At 54.2% G+C, this 16,712-nt stretch carries 15 protein-coding genes; 6 read left to right on the top strand and 9 right to left on the bottom strand.

Annotated elements, in window-relative coordinates; genetic code table 11:
- Positions 1–41: 41 nt before the first annotated feature.
- From KUO20_RS02275 to lptF, 9 genes are all read right to left on the bottom strand, one after another.
- Positions 42–737: a GntR family transcriptional regulator gene (locus tag KUO20_RS02275; RefSeq protein WP_235041296.1), complete on the bottom strand. Its 696-nt coding sequence runs from the start codon at positions 735–737 to the stop codon at positions 42–44.
- Complete coding sequence (locus KUO20_RS02270; protein ID WP_235041295.1) at positions 734–2,227, bottom strand: tripartite tricarboxylate transporter permease; 1,494 nt, start codon at positions 2,225–2,227, stop codon at positions 734–736. Before KUO20_RS02270 ends, KUO20_RS02275 begins: the two co-directional genes overlap by 4 nt.
- Entirely contained in the window at positions 2,221–2,712 is a 492-nt protein-coding gene (locus KUO20_RS02265) for a tripartite tricarboxylate transporter TctB family protein (RefSeq protein WP_235041294.1), read from the bottom strand. Before KUO20_RS02265 ends, KUO20_RS02270 begins: the two co-directional genes overlap by 7 nt.
- A gap of 74 nt (positions 2,713–2,786) precedes the next feature.
- The gene (locus tag KUO20_RS02260) at positions 2,787–3,761 is read right to left on the bottom strand and encodes a Bug family tripartite tricarboxylate transporter substrate binding protein (RefSeq protein WP_235041293.1); all 975 of its coding nucleotides are present in this window, start codon (positions 3,759–3,761) and stop codon (positions 2,787–2,789) included.
- Positions 3,762–4,156: 395 nt separating this feature from the next.
- Entirely contained in the window at positions 4,157–4,639 is a 483-nt protein-coding gene (gene bfr / locus KUO20_RS02255; RefSeq protein ID WP_096282134.1) for a bacterioferritin, read from the bottom strand.
- Positions 4,640–4,843: 204 nt separating this feature from the next.
- Positions 4,844–5,050, bottom strand: a complete 207-nt coding sequence (locus KUO20_RS02250) for a (2Fe-2S)-binding protein (protein ID WP_235041292.1) — start codon at positions 5,048–5,050, stop codon at positions 4,844–4,846.
- A gap of 192 nt (positions 5,051–5,242) precedes the next feature.
- Positions 5,243–5,716 (bottom strand): RDD family protein, encoded by a 474-nt coding sequence (locus tag KUO20_RS02245; RefSeq protein ID WP_235041291.1) that lies wholly within the window; start codon positions 5,714–5,716, stop codon positions 5,243–5,245.
- Between the two features lie 4 nt (positions 5,717–5,720).
- Positions 5,721–6,785 carry an LPS export ABC transporter permease LptG gene (gene lptG / locus KUO20_RS02240; protein ID WP_235042401.1) on the bottom strand — a complete coding sequence of 355 codons (1,065 nt, stop codon included), beginning with the start codon at positions 6,783–6,785 and terminating at the stop codon, positions 5,721–5,723.
- Positions 6,786–6,796: 11 nt separating this feature from the next.
- Positions 6,797–7,876 (bottom strand): LPS export ABC transporter permease LptF, encoded by a 1,080-nt coding sequence (lptF, locus tag KUO20_RS02235; protein WP_235041290.1) that lies wholly within the window; start codon positions 7,874–7,876, stop codon positions 6,797–6,799.
- Between the two features lie 146 nt (positions 7,877–8,022).
- Between lptF and KUO20_RS02230 the strand changes: the two genes are divergently transcribed.
- The 6 genes from KUO20_RS02230 (at position 8,023) to KUO20_RS02205 (ending at position 16,706) form a co-directional block, all read left to right on the top strand.
- A complete protein-coding gene (locus KUO20_RS02230) occupies positions 8,023–9,543 on the top strand; it encodes a leucyl aminopeptidase (RefSeq protein WP_235041289.1) in 1,521 nt (506 codons plus the stop codon).
- Between the two features lie 161 nt (positions 9,544–9,704).
- Positions 9,705–10,832, top strand: a complete 1,128-nt coding sequence (locus KUO20_RS02225) for a branched-chain amino acid aminotransferase (RefSeq protein WP_235041288.1) — start codon at positions 9,705–9,707, stop codon at positions 10,830–10,832.
- A gap of 88 nt (positions 10,833–10,920) precedes the next feature.
- Positions 10,921–11,352 (top strand): DNA polymerase III subunit chi, encoded by a 432-nt coding sequence (locus KUO20_RS02220; RefSeq protein ID WP_235041287.1) that lies wholly within the window; start codon positions 10,921–10,923, stop codon positions 11,350–11,352.
- Between the two features lie 30 nt (positions 11,353–11,382).
- The gene (locus KUO20_RS02215) at positions 11,383–12,555 is read left to right on the top strand and encodes an MFS transporter (RefSeq protein ID WP_235041286.1); all 1,173 of its coding nucleotides are present in this window, start codon (positions 11,383–11,385) and stop codon (positions 12,553–12,555) included.
- A gap of 60 nt (positions 12,556–12,615) precedes the next feature.
- Complete coding sequence (locus KUO20_RS02210) at positions 12,616–15,462, top strand: valine--tRNA ligase (RefSeq protein ID WP_235041285.1); 2,847 nt, start codon at positions 12,616–12,618, stop codon at positions 15,460–15,462.
- Positions 15,463–15,662: 200 nt separating this feature from the next.
- Positions 15,663–16,706 carry an aminoglycoside phosphotransferase family protein gene (locus KUO20_RS02205; protein WP_235041284.1) on the top strand — a complete coding sequence of 348 codons (1,044 nt, stop codon included), beginning with the start codon at positions 15,663–15,665 and terminating at the stop codon, positions 16,704–16,706.
- Positions 16,707–16,712: the final 6 nt, after the last annotated feature.

The raw sequence follows: 16,712 nt of genomic DNA, 5'->3' as shown, positions 1-16,712 counted from the left end.
TGAATAAGCATTAACGGGCACCGGCAGCAACAATGATTCGATCACTTGTTAGCTCGATCAAGTAACCCTTCTCGTTCGATAGCAAGGGTCTGCTCGCGCGTACGCCGGTGCAGCACGCCTAGCGCAGCTAGTGCAGTATCCACATCGGCCTCAGCGATTGCCCGCATGATTTCTACGTGGGGCAGCCCCGTATCAGCTAGGCCCAAATCCGCGAACTGTGATAAGAAAAAGCCAATTCGGCGTGATACCGCATGCAATGGCATGATGGTCTTAGCAGCAACAGCGTGCCTGGCTGCTTCGCACACTCGTTCGTTAAAACGCTTATCAATCTGTGAGAAAGCTACGTTATCGGCTCTTTTTAAGGCCTCTTCGGCCTGGTCGGCCATACGCAGGAACTCTTGCCGTTGGCTATCGCTAGCCAGTTGGCTCGCGCGTCTGATAAGCAGTCCTTCAACATGCTGGCGAACATCTAAAGCCTCAAGAGCTGTCGTCGTATCAATCGGCTGGATAAAAATCCCCTGCCTGGGCAGAACACTAAGCAAATAGTCTTGCTTAAGTCTTAACAACGCTTCCCGAATAGGTGTTCGACCCATATCGAGCCGCTCGCAGAGTGCCTGCTCCGTCAGAATCTCCCCCGGTACTAGGGTCAATGTCACGATCATCTCTTCGATGATCGTATAGGCCTCCTCTGCACGCGAGAAAAGCGTTGATATAGTAGAACCGTAAGATCCGCTCATGTTGGTTTAACTCTGCCTGTATTGCGACGTAGAAGCGCTAGCAAGGGAGGAACCACCCAGATAGCGATAGTAATTACTGCTAGAGCCAAGGCGATAGGGCGACTGAAGAAGACCAGCATATCGCCATTAGATTTTACCAATGTATTAAGAAAATTCTCTTCAACGATGGGAGCCAATACGACGCCGAGAATCGCTGGCGCAAGCGGAAAACCATTTTCTTCCATGAAAAAGCCAAGTATACCGGCGCACAGCATTGTCACGACGGCAAACACCGTATTTTCCACCGCGAACGCACCGATAATGCAAGCCGCGATGATTAGTGGCATTAAAATCGTTCGCGGTACGGCTAGAATGTGCTTGAAAATGCGGATCGCAAGATAACCAAACGGTACAATCAGAATATTGGCGAGTAAAAAAGCAAGAAAGACTGCGGTGATAAGATCACCTTGCGTCAGAAAAACGGTAGGCCCTGGGTTAAGCCCTTTCATATAAAGGACGCCTATAATCACAGCAGTCAGGCTGTCACCAGGAATACCAAACACTGTGGCCGGGACGAGAGCTCCACCAATCGACGCATTATTGGCAGCACTGGCTGATGCTATGCCATCGACAATCCCAGTGCCGAACTTTTCCGGGTGACGGGATTGTTTCTTCGTGCTGGCATAAGCGATATATGAGGCAATGTCAGCTCCAGCTCCCGGAATAGCGCCAACCAGGGTTCCAATGCCGCAACCCTGCAGTATCTGAAATCCCATCCGCTTAATCTCAGTCAGCACTCCCCGAAAAACATCATTTAACTTGCCTACCGGCGCAAGCTCATCGACCTTTGGCGACAGCGCAAACCGAAAGACTTCTGACAAGGCAAATAAACCGATTAGCACCGGTATAAAGCCTAGCCCACCGGAGAGATATTCCGTGCCGAAGGCGAAACGAGGTTGTCCAGATACAGGATCAAGGCCCACCATCGCAATCAACAAACCAAGGCTTAAGGAAACAACTCCCTTAGCGGTTGACCCTTGAGAGACGGCAATCGCTGCGGTCAAGCCCATGCAAGCCAACCAGAAATACTCAACTGAGCTAAACTGTAGGGCTAAATTACCTAACGAGGGCGCTGCAAAAATCAATACGATGCTGCCGAATATTCCCCCTATTGACGAGCATACTAAGCCTGTTCCCAGAGCGAGCCCTGCCTGCCCCTTCTGAGTCATTCTGTAGGATTCATCAACATAAGCTGCGGAAGCTGGAGTTCCAGGAATACGTAACAGTGCGCCGGGAATATCTCCCGAAAAAATACCCATAGCGCATAGAGTGACAACGCCAGCTAGCGCGGGCACAGGATCCAGAAAGTAACTGACTGGAACCATTAGGGCGACTGCCATCGCAGCGGAAAACCCGGGGATAGCGCCGATCACTAGCCCATAAAGAGCGCACGCGAGCATGACACCAAGTGTTGTGGGCGTGAACAACAACGCCAGAGCATTCATTACCATGTCAGAGTCCCCGCGAACGGTGTTAACAGGCCCCAAGGCAACTGCACCGACATTAACTGATAAAAAAAGCTATGGAAGGCAATGCTGCCAATAACAGCAATGCCCATATCTCGACCAAGACGGCGGTGGAAGTAAAACAATAATGCAAAAAGCACCAGCGGCATCGTTACTAAAAAACCAAGGATTTTGACGGTAAAGATATAAAAAAGAATAACGGCAATCACAAAGCCAATGGTTAATAGCGATTTCCATAAACTATGATCACTATCGATGCGCACCCAAGTAGCTATCTTGCCTTCGCTGGAAACAATCCGCTTTGCCAATACAGATAACCCACATATAACAAGCACAATACCGATCAAGGTAGGAAAGAAGCCCGGACCATAATCGATAAACTGCAGGGTCGGTAACTGTTGAGCAAAAAAAATGACTATGCTGCCGAAGCAGATAATGAGTATCCCACTGATACTGTCGTCGAATTTCAAAGCGATGACCCCAAGTACGAATGTCTGAATTGTGGCGGCACTTAGGTATGCCGCCAGCGAATGACAAGCAAGAATCAGTTGCTCTTGACTAAACCGATGGTTTTGATGATCTCGCGTACCGAGGACTGTTGCTCGTTCATAAAATCGCTGAACGTAAGGGCATCACGCCACTGAATACCAAAGCCACGATCAGTCATCTGCTCGCGCCATTGATCGTCATTCACGATTTCATGCATAGCGCCTTCCAGCCGCTCGACGATATCATCAGGTAAACCTTGGGGAGCCACTAGTCCGCGCCAGGCCCCAAGCTGCAGATCTATGTCGGTAGCTTCGGCCAACGTAGGAACGTCAGGGAAAGCTTCCAGCCTTTCATCGCCCATCACTACTAGCGACTTGATGCGCCCCGCCTGTATCAAGGGACTAGCCTCAGGAAGAGAAGAAGGAACAATATCGACACCGCCAGCAGCAAGATCCTGCAAGGCAGCAGCAGCTCCCTGACCTGATACAAAGCGAATTTTTGATACGTCGACACCGTACTTATCCATCATTGTTGCAACAGCCATTGGCCAGGAGCCCCCGCATCCACCACCGCAGGCAATCACATAATCTTCTGGAGACTGCTGAATATCATCCAAAGCCTGCTCAATATTCTCCCAGGGACTGTCGTCGCGAACCTGAAAGCCAGCCGGATCAAAGTTGAACTGTGCAATAGCAGTAAAGTCTTCTGCATCAAAGTCAGCCTGCCCCATAGCCGCGTAATGGGCGAAATTATAAAGAACACCCAGCGTGTAGCCGTCGGGATCAGCATTTTTGATTGAGGAAAGACCTATTACACCGCCCCCTTGGCCCTGATTAATAACATTGAAAGGTTGGCCGAAATATTCCTGAAGCCTTTCAGCCAACATTCGCCCGGTCTGGTCGGTACCGCCGCCAGCGCCCGAAGGAACGACAATATTGACAGGTCGTTCCGGCCATTGAGCCAATGCCAGAGAGGGAATAAGGCCGGCAATAAGTAGCGCCGATGCTGTTAGAAAGATTGTTTTGCGCACAGTCACACTCCTTTGATATATCACGATATATAAAGCTTTTTAAATGCACTATGTCAAAGCACCGAGACTTAAACTTTAGTCTTTGAAGCAAGTTTCAGTCGTGAACAAAATATCCATGAAAATTAATAAGCAGTTGATTTAATTGGCTATTAATATTATTAATATGATGGAGGTTTTTTTTGAAGAATGGCTGTAAATGCTTTGCGGCAGGAGTAATATTTAGAGACTCTATAGCTTAATGGTTATTTTCAGAGAGCGGAAAGTCAGGCGACACACTGACGACTAACTCTTAAATCGCTGTAAGACTAATAGAAAACGGGCAGCCCATGGGCTGCCCGTTTTGCTTTGCGCATTAACGTGAAAAGATCACTTGATAGTTAATACTGCCAGCGTATTTACTCTTCGCCAGCCATCTGCATTTGGCGCTGCAGGTAGTTCTGGATACCCACCTGCTCAATCAGTTTCAGCTCAGTTTCGATGTGATCAATGTGACCTTCTTCATCGGCGAGCAGGTCGCGCAGCATATCGCGAGTAACGTAGTCTTTTACGCTTTCACAGTAGGTGATGGCTTCAATGTAATCGTTGCGGCCGTCGTGCTCGATTTTTAGATCGCTTTCGAGCATCTCTTTAACGTTTTCACCAATGTGCAGCTTGCCCAGGTCTTGCAGGTTGGGAATGCCTTCTAGGAATAGGATGCGCTCGATGATCTTGTCAGCGTGCTGCATTTCTTCGATGGATTCTTCGTATTCCCATTTAGCGAGCGCCTTAAGACCCCAGTCTTTGTACATTTTGGAATGCAAAAAATACTGATTAATCGCGACGAGTTCGTTACCAAGCGCCTTGTTGAGATGCTCAAGAACTTTAGTATCACCTTTCATAATGTCACCTTTTCAACGGTAATGCTGATGGTTAAGCCAGTGTTTAAGTGGCCTTTAAATAATGCGATCAAGCAGTTACGTTAGAGAAGGAGTATAGACGCAAATAGCTACACTCCCAGCTTTCCTGAGAGTATAGATAAAGTGTTTAAAAGTTCAAGCAAATCATATATTTGCAAACGATAACTCTAACAAGAGTGATTCGCGTCACACGGCGTAAGCAAGCCCCATATCGGCCTCTTGACGAGCATCTAATACGGCATCGCGGGTAATAGCTTTGGCATAGCACGCGCACTTACCGCACTGCGTTGCGCAGCCGGTTGCTTCGCGTACTTCCCGCCAGCTGCGCGCACCGTCGCTTACCTGCTGGCGAATCTGATGATCGGTTACTCCCTTGCACACACAAACGTACATGGCGACACCTCATATAAACTATGAGATGAATGTAAATGATTCGTATACATCTTATCAAGTAGAAATAACTGCTTTTTGGGAGGCATTCGTCTTAACACACGCCAGCTGCTCGATAACATATTGGCGCCGCGACGTTTTTTACCGGCAACAATTTTCGCCTAATTATTATTTTTTTACTCAAAATCGACAGCGTTATCGTTTTGACAGCACCACGGTTTGCGTTTTAGACACGATATCTGGCCAGCTACGCCGCTGTGGGTCGAACAGCACCCACAGATAGCCTAACCCAAACGTCAACAGCGACAACCACGCGACAGCGCAGCGAATGAGGCACTGCGTCAGGCTCAGTGAATAGCCCTCTCGCGTTTGCACACGCAACCGCCATGCCTGCATTCCCAGAGTCATGCCGCCGCGCGTCCAGGAGAAAACAAAAAACAGGCTGACAAACACGACCAGCATGATTCGCAGGCTCCAAACATCGCAGGCGGTGGCGCCAATGTCTTCTAGCGACTGGCCCAGCACATAGCGGAAAAACACTAGATGAACCACCGTCACTGCAATCCAAATTGCCGTAACCAAAAAGCCGTCGTAGAGCATGGCGCCTAAGCGGCGGCCTAGGCCTGCTGGCCACGCATCACCCAACTGAGCAAAGCGTCGCGTGCGCATCTTGCTAACCGTTGCGGCGTAAGAAATAGATCCCCACCCCGGCACACGCAAGCGTCGGCACCAATACGGCCCAGACGGGCGAAAATCCGAAAATCGTTGATGCAGGCGCCAGCAGATCTTGCACATACTTAAAGCTGAGCCCGGTAATCACGCCGTAGAAAACGCGGGTACCCGCTGCCACGGTGCGCAGTGGGCCAAAAACGAACGAGGCCGCAATCAGTACTAATGAGCCCATGGTGAGCGGCATTAACATTTTCTGCCAAAAATACAGCAGCGCCTGATCGTTTTGCAGGCCTTGAGCAGCGAGAAACTTCGCGTAGTACCAAAGCTCACTGGGCGCCTGGCTCTCTATGTCCCGTAACAGGCGCTCAAGCTGCGTGGGGGTAAAAGACGTTTCCCACCCCATGTTTGCGGCCTGGTCGGACTCAGTGTGATCATCGAAGATGCGCGTCGTAGAGACGCTTTCCAAACGCCAGGCCCCGTCTTCCCAAAGCGCGCGCTGAGCATAGGTGGCTTCTACTAGCTGCCGGTCATCAAAGCGATAGCGGGTTAAATCAAGCACCACATCATCGGCACGGATCGCCCCGAAGCGATAGACGCTGTCGCCCTCAATTTGCCAGCCACTGCGGCTAGTCAGCATCGTACCTTCGCCCTGAATCTTTTCTAAGCGCCAGGCCTCAGCGTGCTGTTCGGTACGTGGACTGACATATTCAGCCACAAGCAGCACCACGACGATCACCAGCAGCACTGGCTTCATCACGCCCCACACAATACGTGCTAGGGAGCGCCCAGAGGCACGCATAACGGTGAGTTCGTTATTAGAAGCCATGCTGCCCAAGCCAATTAACGCGCCAATTAACACCGCCACCGGGGCATATTGATAGAAGCGCCACGGCGTACGCATCAGCAAGTAGAACAGCGCATCAAGGGCGGTATAGCCGGCCTGCACATCGCCTAAGTTATCGATATAGGCAATGGTAATATCCAAGCCCAACAGCACGAACTGAACCACAATAATAGCCGCCAGCACGTTGCGGGCGATGTAGCGGTCCAGGCGGTCAACCATCAGCAGATTCACCATCAGCGCATTCCCTTACGTTGCGAGTGCCACAGCAGCAGCAGGCCCAATCCTAAAAACAGCCCATGTACCGGCCATACACCCAACGTGGCAGACCACGTTTCACTGCCAATGGCGTCGACCACCGCGAGTAAAAGACTGAGATAGGCGACGTATAAAAACACCGCCGGCAAAAGTTTGCCAAAACGCCCCTGGCGAGGGTTAACCCGAGAAAGCGGCTGCGCCATTAGGGCTAATATAAACACCATTAGCGGGAGCCCGGCCCGCCACTGCCACTGGGCCTGCGCACGCGGGCTTGGATCATTCCATAGCGCTGGCGTGGTCGCATACTCTAGGGAATCCAGCGACTGTCGATTATTGCTTAGCCCTAAGCGCAGCGTATAGCGATCAAAGGTGAGCCGTTCAGCGCTTTGCCGCCCGGGGGTCACACCGTATCGCTCGCCCTCGTCTAACACCAGAAAACGACTGCCCGTATCCATCCGGGTTTCCTGATAGCCAGAGGCGGCGCGGGTAATATAGTCGTGGGTATTTTCATCGCCGGGCTGATTCTGCTCGTGCACAAATACATCCTGCATCTCTGTGCCATCGCTGGAAAAGCTGCCAATGTACGCGGTGCGACCGCCTCCAAACTCCTGAAAGCGCCCCGGTGCGAGCACAGACACATCCAAGCGGCTGCGCTGTTCCTCCAGTACGGTTTCCGTTTGCAGCGCGCCATAGGGCGTCAGCCACAGGCTACACACGCCTACCAGCACCGCGACAACGCTCGCCGGCAGCAGCGTTACTTTCAGCAAGCGCGTGGGGCTCATGCCGCAGGCGACCATGACCGTAATCTCGCTGTTCATATAGAGCTGCCCGTAGGCCAGCAAAATGCCTAGAAAAAACGACAGCGGCAGTATCAGCTCCATAAAGCCAGGCAGATGAAACATCATCAGGCTGCCTAAGATAGTGACCGGAAAGTCACCCTCCGCTGCATCCGCGAAATAACGGATAAAACGGCTGCCCATGATCACCAACAGCAGAATGCCGGCAACCGCCGCCATGGTGAGTAACACTTCGCGAGTTAAATACCGAAATAAAATCAACGCGCTCTCCGGCTAGTCGTGCAGGATGCCATGCAATACCCGCATGGCTTGGGTACACTAATGAAACTATTCTCAGTGCCTTTTCAAAATCAAAAGTAACGAGGCATTATCCCGAATCCCTCGTTGCTTGTCTTGTTGGAGACGTCATGGAATTTTCCGTTCAAACTGCTAATCCGGCCAAAACCGAAACAGCCTGTCTTGTGGTGCCGGTTTTTAAAGGTAGCGATCTACTGCCCAGCGTCGCCAAACTGGACGACGCTAGCGAGCGCCTAATCGGCCAGCTGATGGAGCGCGGCGACTTTGATGCCTCGCTCGGCAGCATCCTCATGATACCGTTTGCGCCAGGCCTCGGGGCACAGCGGCTGTTATTAGTCGGCTTGGGCGAACGCGAAAAATGTCAGGAAGCGGCCTACATTAAAGCGCTGGATGCCGCCATGGCTGCGCTGGTGAAACTGCCCATTGATGAAGCCAGCGTCGTTTTTAATGATGTGCCGCTAACCGACCGCGACGCGGCCTGGAAAGCTCGTAAAGTGTTAGAAGCCGCTGAGCGGGCTATTTATCGCTTCGATCAGTTCAAATCGACGCCGGCACCAGCCCCCAGCCTTGCCAAACTCACGCTCGTTATTAGTGACACCAGCGCGCAGCCTCTCGTTCAGCAAGGTGCGCTAGTAGGCAATGCGATTGGCCAAGGCATTAACTATACCCGCACGCTGGGCAACCTTCCCGCCAACGTCTGCACGCCCAGCTACTTAGCCGAGCAGGCGCAGCAGCTAGGGCGCGAGTCAAACGGTGCGCTGGACGTTGAGATCCTCGATGAAGATGCGCTCGAAGCGTTGGGCGCACGCTCGTTATTGTCCGTAGGCCGCGGTAGCAAAGAGCCAACCCGCCTGATCGTAATGAAATATCAAGGTGCTGAAAATGCGCAAGAAGCGCCCCATGTGCTGGTCGGCAAAGGCATAACCTTCGATACCGGCGGCATTTCGCTCAAGCCTGGCGAAGGCATGGACGAAATGAAATTCGATATGTGCGGCGCCGCCAGCGTCTTCGGCACCGTCAAAGCGGTGCTGGCGATCAAGCCAAAGCTCAACCTAGTCTTTATCGTCGCCGCCGCGGAAAACATGCCTGACGGCCATGCCACCAAGCCCGGCGATATTATCAAGACGATGAAAGGTTTGACCGTTGAAGTGCTCAACACTGACGCAGAAGGCCGCCTGGTGCTATGCGATGCGCTGACCTACGCCGAGCGCTTTACGCCGGCAAGCGTGGTGGATATCGCCACCCTCACCGGTGCGGTGATTATTGGCCTGGGCCACCATGCCACAGGCCTGCTTTCCAACGATGATGATCTAGCACTCGACTTACTAGATGCAGGCGAGGCCGCGTGGGATCGCGCGTGGCATTTACCGCTGTGGGACGAATACCAAGAGCAGCTAGACTCTAATTTTGCCGATCTTGCCAATATAGGCGGTCGTCCAGCGGGCACGATTACCGCCGCGTGCTTTTTGTCGCGCTTTGCCGATCACTTCCCCTGGGCGCACCTAGATATCGCAGGCACCGCTTGGCACTCTGGCAAGCAAAAAGGCGCCACGGGGCGCCCTGTTGGCCTATTAACCCAGTACTTGCTTGATCGTGAAACCGACACTCAGGTCGAAAATAGTGACGCTTAACGCCTCGTTCATGCGCGAAACGGTTGCCTTTCTGCGCCGCAACCGTTAAACCTGGACATATCAAGCAGCACCGAGCCGAGGCTCGGTGCTGCTGTATCGAATTCACCATCGTATCCAACCATGCCCAACCCTGGGCGTGGTTCTAGCGGAGACAAATAGCCGTGCCCACTGCAAGCTTTGAAACGGGTTTTGAAACCCTCCCGTCCAACAATCCGTTGGCAGGTGATATTCGTGGCAATATCCTAAGTAACCCAGGTTTTGGCAAGTATTTCACTGACCACATGGCCCACGTTCGCTGGACCTCCGATGCCAACTGGCACGGCCATCAGGTGCGTCCGTATGGTCCGCTGACGCTAGACCCTGCAGCGTCAGTGCTGCACTACGGCCAGGAAATTTTTGAAGGCATTAAAGCCTATCGCCATGCCGACGGTTCGATCTGGACGTTTCGCCCTGAGAAAAACGCCGAGCGTTTTCGCCGCAGCGCACGTCGCCTGGCACTGCCTGAGCTTTCAGACGAAGACTTTATTGGCTCGCTGAAAGCGCTGCTGGCCCAAGATCACGCCTGGGTTCCCACGCCTGCCAGCACCTCGGATGAGTGCAGCCTTTACCTACGCCCCTTTATGATCGCCTCTGAAGCGTTTTTAGGCGTTCGCCCGTCACAGGAGGTCGATTACTACGTTATCGCCTCCCCAGCGGCGGCCTACTTTAAAGGCGGCGTTGCGCCGGTATCGATCTGGCTTTCCTCGAACTACAAGCGCGCGGCCGCCGGTGGCACGGGCTTTGCCAAGTGTGGCGGCAACTACGCCGCATCCTTAGCTGCGCAGAAAGAAGCCGAAGCCCATCAGTGTGGCCAAGTCGCGTTTCTAGATGCCGCTGAAAACAAGTGGGTTGAAGAGCTGGGCGGTATGAACCTGTTCTTCGTTTTCAAAGACGGCCGCTTGGTAACGCCCCGCTTAACCGACACCATTTTGGAAGGCGTGACCCGCAACTCGATACTGACGCTAGCCAAAGAGGAAGGCCTAACGCCAGAAGAGCGCCCGATCAGCATTGACGAGTGGCGCGAAGGCGCGGCGTCGGGTGAGATCATCGAAGTCTTTGCCTGCGGCACCGCCGCGGTGATCACCCCGGTGGGCGAGCTGGTTTCCGAAAACGAGCGTATTCGTCTTAAGTCTGCCGTTGAAGGCGCTGGCGACAGCAACGAAGTCGCTATGCGCATTCGTAGCAAGCTGCTCGACCTGCAGTATGGCCGCAGTGAAGATAAGCACGGCTGGCTAACTAAGCTGGTTTAACGCTAAAGCGCTTCTTCTCGCCGCCGCATCTTTTGCGGCGGCGCTGTTTTAAGCCGCTTACTCTAGACCCGACTTATCTGGAATCGCTATGGCGCGCATTGACTTTTACATCCTGCCCGACACGACCCTAGAAGCCCGTTTGCAGTTTGCCTGCAAGCTTGCCGAGACCATCTGGCGCAAAGGCTACCGGCTGCATCTGCACTGCGAGGACAAAGCATTCGCTGAGCAGGCCGACAGCGCGCTGTGGAATTTTCGCCCCGATGCCTATCTGCCCCACGCGTTAGAAGATAGCGAAATGGCCGCCAGCGTGCCCATTACGCTGGGCTGGCAACAGCTACCGATGCCCACGCAAGAAACCGCACTGCTCAATCTGCACCCCGACATTCCCGACGGCCTTGAACACTACGCGCGCATTGCCGAAATCATCAATCAGCACCAACAAGTGCTGGTCGCCAAACGTGCCTGCTGGCAGCGCTATAAAGAGCTCGGCCATGAGGTCGTGCCGCATAAACTGGGGTAATAATACCCCCCTTATTGGAAGGGATTTTATATGCCCACATCGCTGCTGGTGCGCTACCCTTTGGCCGTTATTGTTATCGCCCAGCTGTTTGGCACTTCGCTGTGGTTTAGCGTAAACGGCGTTGGCCTGGCACTACAGGAGGCCGTAGGCCTGAGCGAAAGTGATCTGGGTCTGCTGACTATCGCCGTTCAGGCCGGGTTTATTACCGGCACCCTGCTAATGGCCACCACGGGCTTGGCCGATCGCGTCCGCGCCAGCCACCTGTTTGCGATTTCAGCGGTGCTGGGCGCATTAATTAACGCCGCCTTTATTGGCGTCGCCGAAAGCGTGACGCTAGCTGCAGTGGCGCGGTTTGCCACCGGGCTTTGTCTAGCGGGCATCTATCCGCTTGGTATGAAGCTCGTGGTGAGCTGGACACCCAGCCACGCCGGAGCAGCGCTGGGCTGGCTGTTGGGCATGCTCACCCTAGGCATTGCCTCCCCCCACCTGCTGCGAGGTTTAACGCTACATCTTCCTTGGCAGTGGCCGCTACTGCTTGCTTCACTATTAGCGCTGGTCGCCGCACTGATGATTGCTCGCTTAGGCGACGGCCCTCACCTACCGGCCACCGCCAAAAGTGGCCGCCCTTGGGCAGGGCTAGCTGCGTTCAAACAACCCCGTTTTCGTGCCTCCGCGCTGGGTTACTTCGGCCACTGCTGGGAACTGTATGCATTTTGGGCGCTGGTACCATTCCTGGTCGCCCGGGAACTGGAGCGCTTGGATGCGTCAAATAGCGCGCAGCCGTGGCTAAGCTTTGCAGTGATCGCCCTAGGCTTGCCCGGCTGCGTGCTAGCGGGCAAATGGAGCCATCGCATTGGTAGCGGTAGAGTTGCCTGTATAGCACTGGCAGTCTCTGGTGCGCTGTGTTTGGCTTACCCCCTATTGGCTAATGCATCACCCTGGCTACTGTTGGCACTGTTAGGCGTATGGGGAGTTAGCGTGATTGCTGACTCGGCACAGTTTTCAGCGCTAGCCAGCGCCACGGCCCCGCCCGAACGGCTGGGGGCGGCGTTAGCAATGATGAACGCTATTGGCTTTGGGTTAACCATTCCTTCCATTGCGCTAGTCACCGCGCTGTGGTCTAGCCAGTCGCTGGCGGTCATTTGGTGGCTGCTGCCAGGCCCAGTTCTTGGGCTCATCGCGATGCGCACCCGAAGCACCTGACGAGCAAGTACCTCTCGCGCTATACTTGTGCACATTTTTGCCAGCCGTGAGCCGACTCCCATGGAAAAGACCTACCAACCCGAGCAGATCGAAACCCGCTGGTACGAGCGCTGGGAAGCCGACAACCGTTTCGCCCCTTCCGGCAAGGGCGCGCCTTTTTCGATCATGATTCCCCCGCCCAACGTGACCGGCAGCCTGCATATGGGCCACGCGTTCCAGGACACCATTATGGATACCCTGACGCGCTGGAAGCGAATGCAGGGGAACAATACGCTGTGGCAGGTAGGCACCGACCACGCCGGTATCGCCACGCAAATGCTGGTGGAACGTAAGCTTGCAGCGGAAGAGGGCAAAACCCGCCACGATTTAGGCCGCGACGCGTTTATCGATAAAGTGTGGGAATGGAAGGAAGAGTCTGGCGGCCAGATTACCCGCCAGCTGCGCCGCATGGGCGCAAGCGTAGATTGGAGCCGCGAACGCTTCACCATGGACGACGGCTTCTACAAAGCAGTTCAAGAAGTATTTGTTCGCCTGCACGAAGAAAAACTGATTTATCGTGGCAAGCGCTTGGTCAACTGGGACCCAACGCTGCACACCGCCATTTCTGATTTAGAAGTAGAAAATAAAGAGCAGCAAGGCAGCTTCTGGCATTTCCGCTACCCGTTGGCGGATGGCGTGCAAACGGCTGATGGCAAGAATTACGTGGTGGTCGCCACCACCCGCCCAGAAACGCTGCTCGGTGATACCGGCGTAGCCGTGAACCCAGACGACGCCCGCTATGCCTCATTGATCGGCACCTTTATTGAGCTGCCGCTGGTTGGTCGGCGTATTCCGATCGTGGCCGACGAACACGCGGATATCGAAAAAGGCTCGGGCTGCGTCAAGATCACCCCTGCCCACGACTTTAACGATTACGAAGTCGGCAAGCGGCATAACCACCTGCTGATTAACGTTTTCTCCAAAGATGCGTCGATCCTTGAACGTGCCGAAATCTTTGACCTGAAGGGTCAGCCTCATCCTGACGAAGATGCCAGCCTGCCCGCCAAGTACGCAGGCCTGGACCGCTTCGACGCGCGCAAGCAAATCGTGGCTGACATGGATGCCCTAGGTCTGCTGGAACAGGTAGAAGCCGTTAACAATACCCTGCCCTATGGCGATCGTTCAGGTGACGTGATTGAACCGCTGCTCACCGATCAGTGGTTTGTGGCGGTGGAATCGCTCGCCAAACCGGCCATTGAAGCGGTGGAAAACGGCGATATTCAGTTCGTGCCTAAAAACTACGAAAACATGTACTTTGCCTGGATGCGCGACCTGCAAGACTGGTGTATTTCCCGCCAGCTGTGGTGGGGCCACCGCATTCCAGCGTGGTACGACGCCGAAGGCAATATCTACGTTGCCCGCAGCGAAGAGGAAGCGCGCGAGAAGCACGGCCTTGGTGCCGACGTGGCGCTTACGCAAGACGAAGACGTGCTCGACACCTGGTTTAGCTCGGGTCTGTGGACCTTCGGCACCCTCGGCTGGCCAGAACAAACGCCAGAGCTTGAGACATTCCATCCTTCCAGCGTGCTGGTCACCGGCTTTGACATCATCTTCTTCTGGGTTGCCCGGATGATCATGATGACCCTGAAGTTCACCAAACAGGTGCCATTCAAAACGGTGTATGTGCATGGCCTGGTGCGTGACGGCCAGGGTCAGAAGATGTCCAAATCTAAGGGCAACGTACTCGATCCTATCGATTTGATCGACGGCATCACCTTGGATGAACTGCTCGACAAGCGCACCGGCAATATGATGCAGCCGAAACAGGCGAAGGCCATTGCCAAGGCGACCAAGGACGAATTTAAAGACGGCATCGAAGCCCATGGCACCGATGCGCTGCGCTTTACCTTCCTCTCCCAGGCCACCACCGGGCGCGATATCAAGTTTGATATGAACCGCTTGGATGGCTATCGCAACTTCTGCAATAAGCTGTGGAACGCCTCGCGCTACGTGCTGATGAACGCCGAAGGCGAGGATTGCGGGCTAGATGGCAGTGACGTTGAGCTCTCTCTGGCCGACCGCTGGATTATTTCACAGCTGCAGAAGGTTGAGTCTCAGGTCACTAAAGCGATGGATGAATATCGTTTCGACCACGCCTCACAAGCGCTGTATGAATTTGTCTGGAACGAATACTGCGACTGGTATCTGGAGCTTTCCAAACCGGTACTGTGGGACGAAAACGCCACAGCAGAAGCGAAAAGAGGCACTCGCCGCACACTGGTGCGCGTGCTCGAAACGATTCTGCGCCTTGCCCACCCGATGATGCCCTATATCACCGAAGAGATTTGGCAGCGCGTCGCGCCGCTGGCGGGCGTGTTTATGGGTGAAGGTGCGTCGATCATGCTGCAGTCCTGGCCGGAAACCGACGCAAGCAAAATCGACGATCAAGCAAGCCTTGATATCGAGTGGCTGAAGGGCGTGATTATCGCTGTACGCAACATCCGCGCCGAGATGAACATCTCCCCCGGTAAACCGCTCGACGTGCTGCTGACCAAAGGCAAGCCAGAAGACATCGAACGTCTGGATAGCAACCGTCACTTCCTTTCCAAGCTCGCCAAGCTAGAAAGCGTTAGCTGGCTTGAAAACCCCAACGACGCGCCGCTTTGCGCCACGCAGCTCGTGGGCGATATGGAAGTGCTGGTACCGATGGCGGACTTGATCGATAAAGACGTCGAGCTGGCCCGCCTAGCCAAAGAGATCGAAAAGCAGGATAAATTCATCGGCGGCATCGAGAAAAAGCTCGGCAACGACGGCTTTATCGCCAAAGCCCCCGTCGCAGTGGTCGACAAAGAGCGCGGCAAACTCGCCGAATTCCAAGCAACGAAGCAGCTGCTGGAAGAACAAAAGATGAAGATAGAGGCGCTGTAAAACGCTTATTGGCACGAGCTGAATTAAAAACGGTACCTCTGAGGTGCCGTTTTTGGTTTTAGGCTGCCTCCTTTTTAGCATTGCGCTCAATCAATGTTCACTTAAACTGCATCATCACTTCTTGTTAAGAAAAGTGTAAGGTTGGTACAAGAACGGCCACTTACTAGCATCGCTGATTCAGCAACGACACGGACTGCTTTATGCCGACACCTATCGAGGCGCGACTAGAGGCGCTGGCAAGCGAACTACAGCGGGCAGGGGTTTCGTACCGTGAGCTTTCGCCGATGGCGGATACCGGGCTTGCTCACGATCACGTATGGGTGCACCGCAACGATGGTGACGACTGGGTGGCGAGGCTGCCAAAACAAAGCCAAATGAACCTGCCCCCACAAGAAAACCTGGCCTACCAAGCCGCCTGTTATCAGCGCGCCAGCCCAGGTGGTCATATGCCAACGTTTTATGCCACCTTGCCGCCCAGTGATGCCCTGCCACGCGGTGGTTTATTAGTTGAGGCTATCCGCGGCCGCTTGACCCGACTCCCGGATGACCTGCCCGCCATTGCGGATGCACTGGCCAGCCTGCATCGCCAACCGCTGCCCAGTCACGCGGCGCGGCAACCATTGCTTGCCCCTGACGACCCGTGGCAAGCAATGGTTACTGAAGTGCGCCAGCAGGCTAACTGGCTGAGTGATGCCCAGCTTTCCAGCAAAGTCACGCAACGCATTCAGCAAGAGCTGGATATGCTCCCGCCCCGCTTAAGCGATGCCACACCTGCACTGATTAGCTTTGATACTCACCCCGGCAACTTTTTAATCCGAGACGATGGCCGCGCCGTGTTAGTGGATCTTGAGAAATGCCGCTACGGCTTACCGGGTATTGATCTTGCGCATACCTCGCTTTATACCTCCACTACGTGGGATATCAATAGCCAAGCCGTGCTGTCGCTGAGCGAGGTGATTGATTTTTACCGTCGCTGGCAAACCGCCATGGGAGAAACACCCAGTACAGAAACCCTGGTCGCCTGTCGTCGCGCGACCTGGCTATGGTCGCTGACGTGGTGTGCCAAATGGCGTGCTCAATACGTCAACGCCAAAGATGACCAACAGCGCGGCGAAGACTGGTCGGCAGAACTCACTGACGACGCCGTGATTGAGCACGTCCGTGATCGCGTCGAGCATTATCTCTCGCTACCGACTATCGATCACGTCCACGGCGAGCTGCAGTGCCTGCAAGCCTCCCTGTGATGTTTT

The organism is Vreelandella profundi (genome assembly GCF_019722725.1).
In the GTDB taxonomy this organism is placed as follows: Bacteria; Pseudomonadota; Gammaproteobacteria; order Pseudomonadales; family Halomonadaceae; genus Vreelandella; species Vreelandella profundi.
The sequence above is the reverse complement of the archived record's forward strand: the minus strand, read 5'-3'. Positions and strand labels throughout refer to the sequence as shown.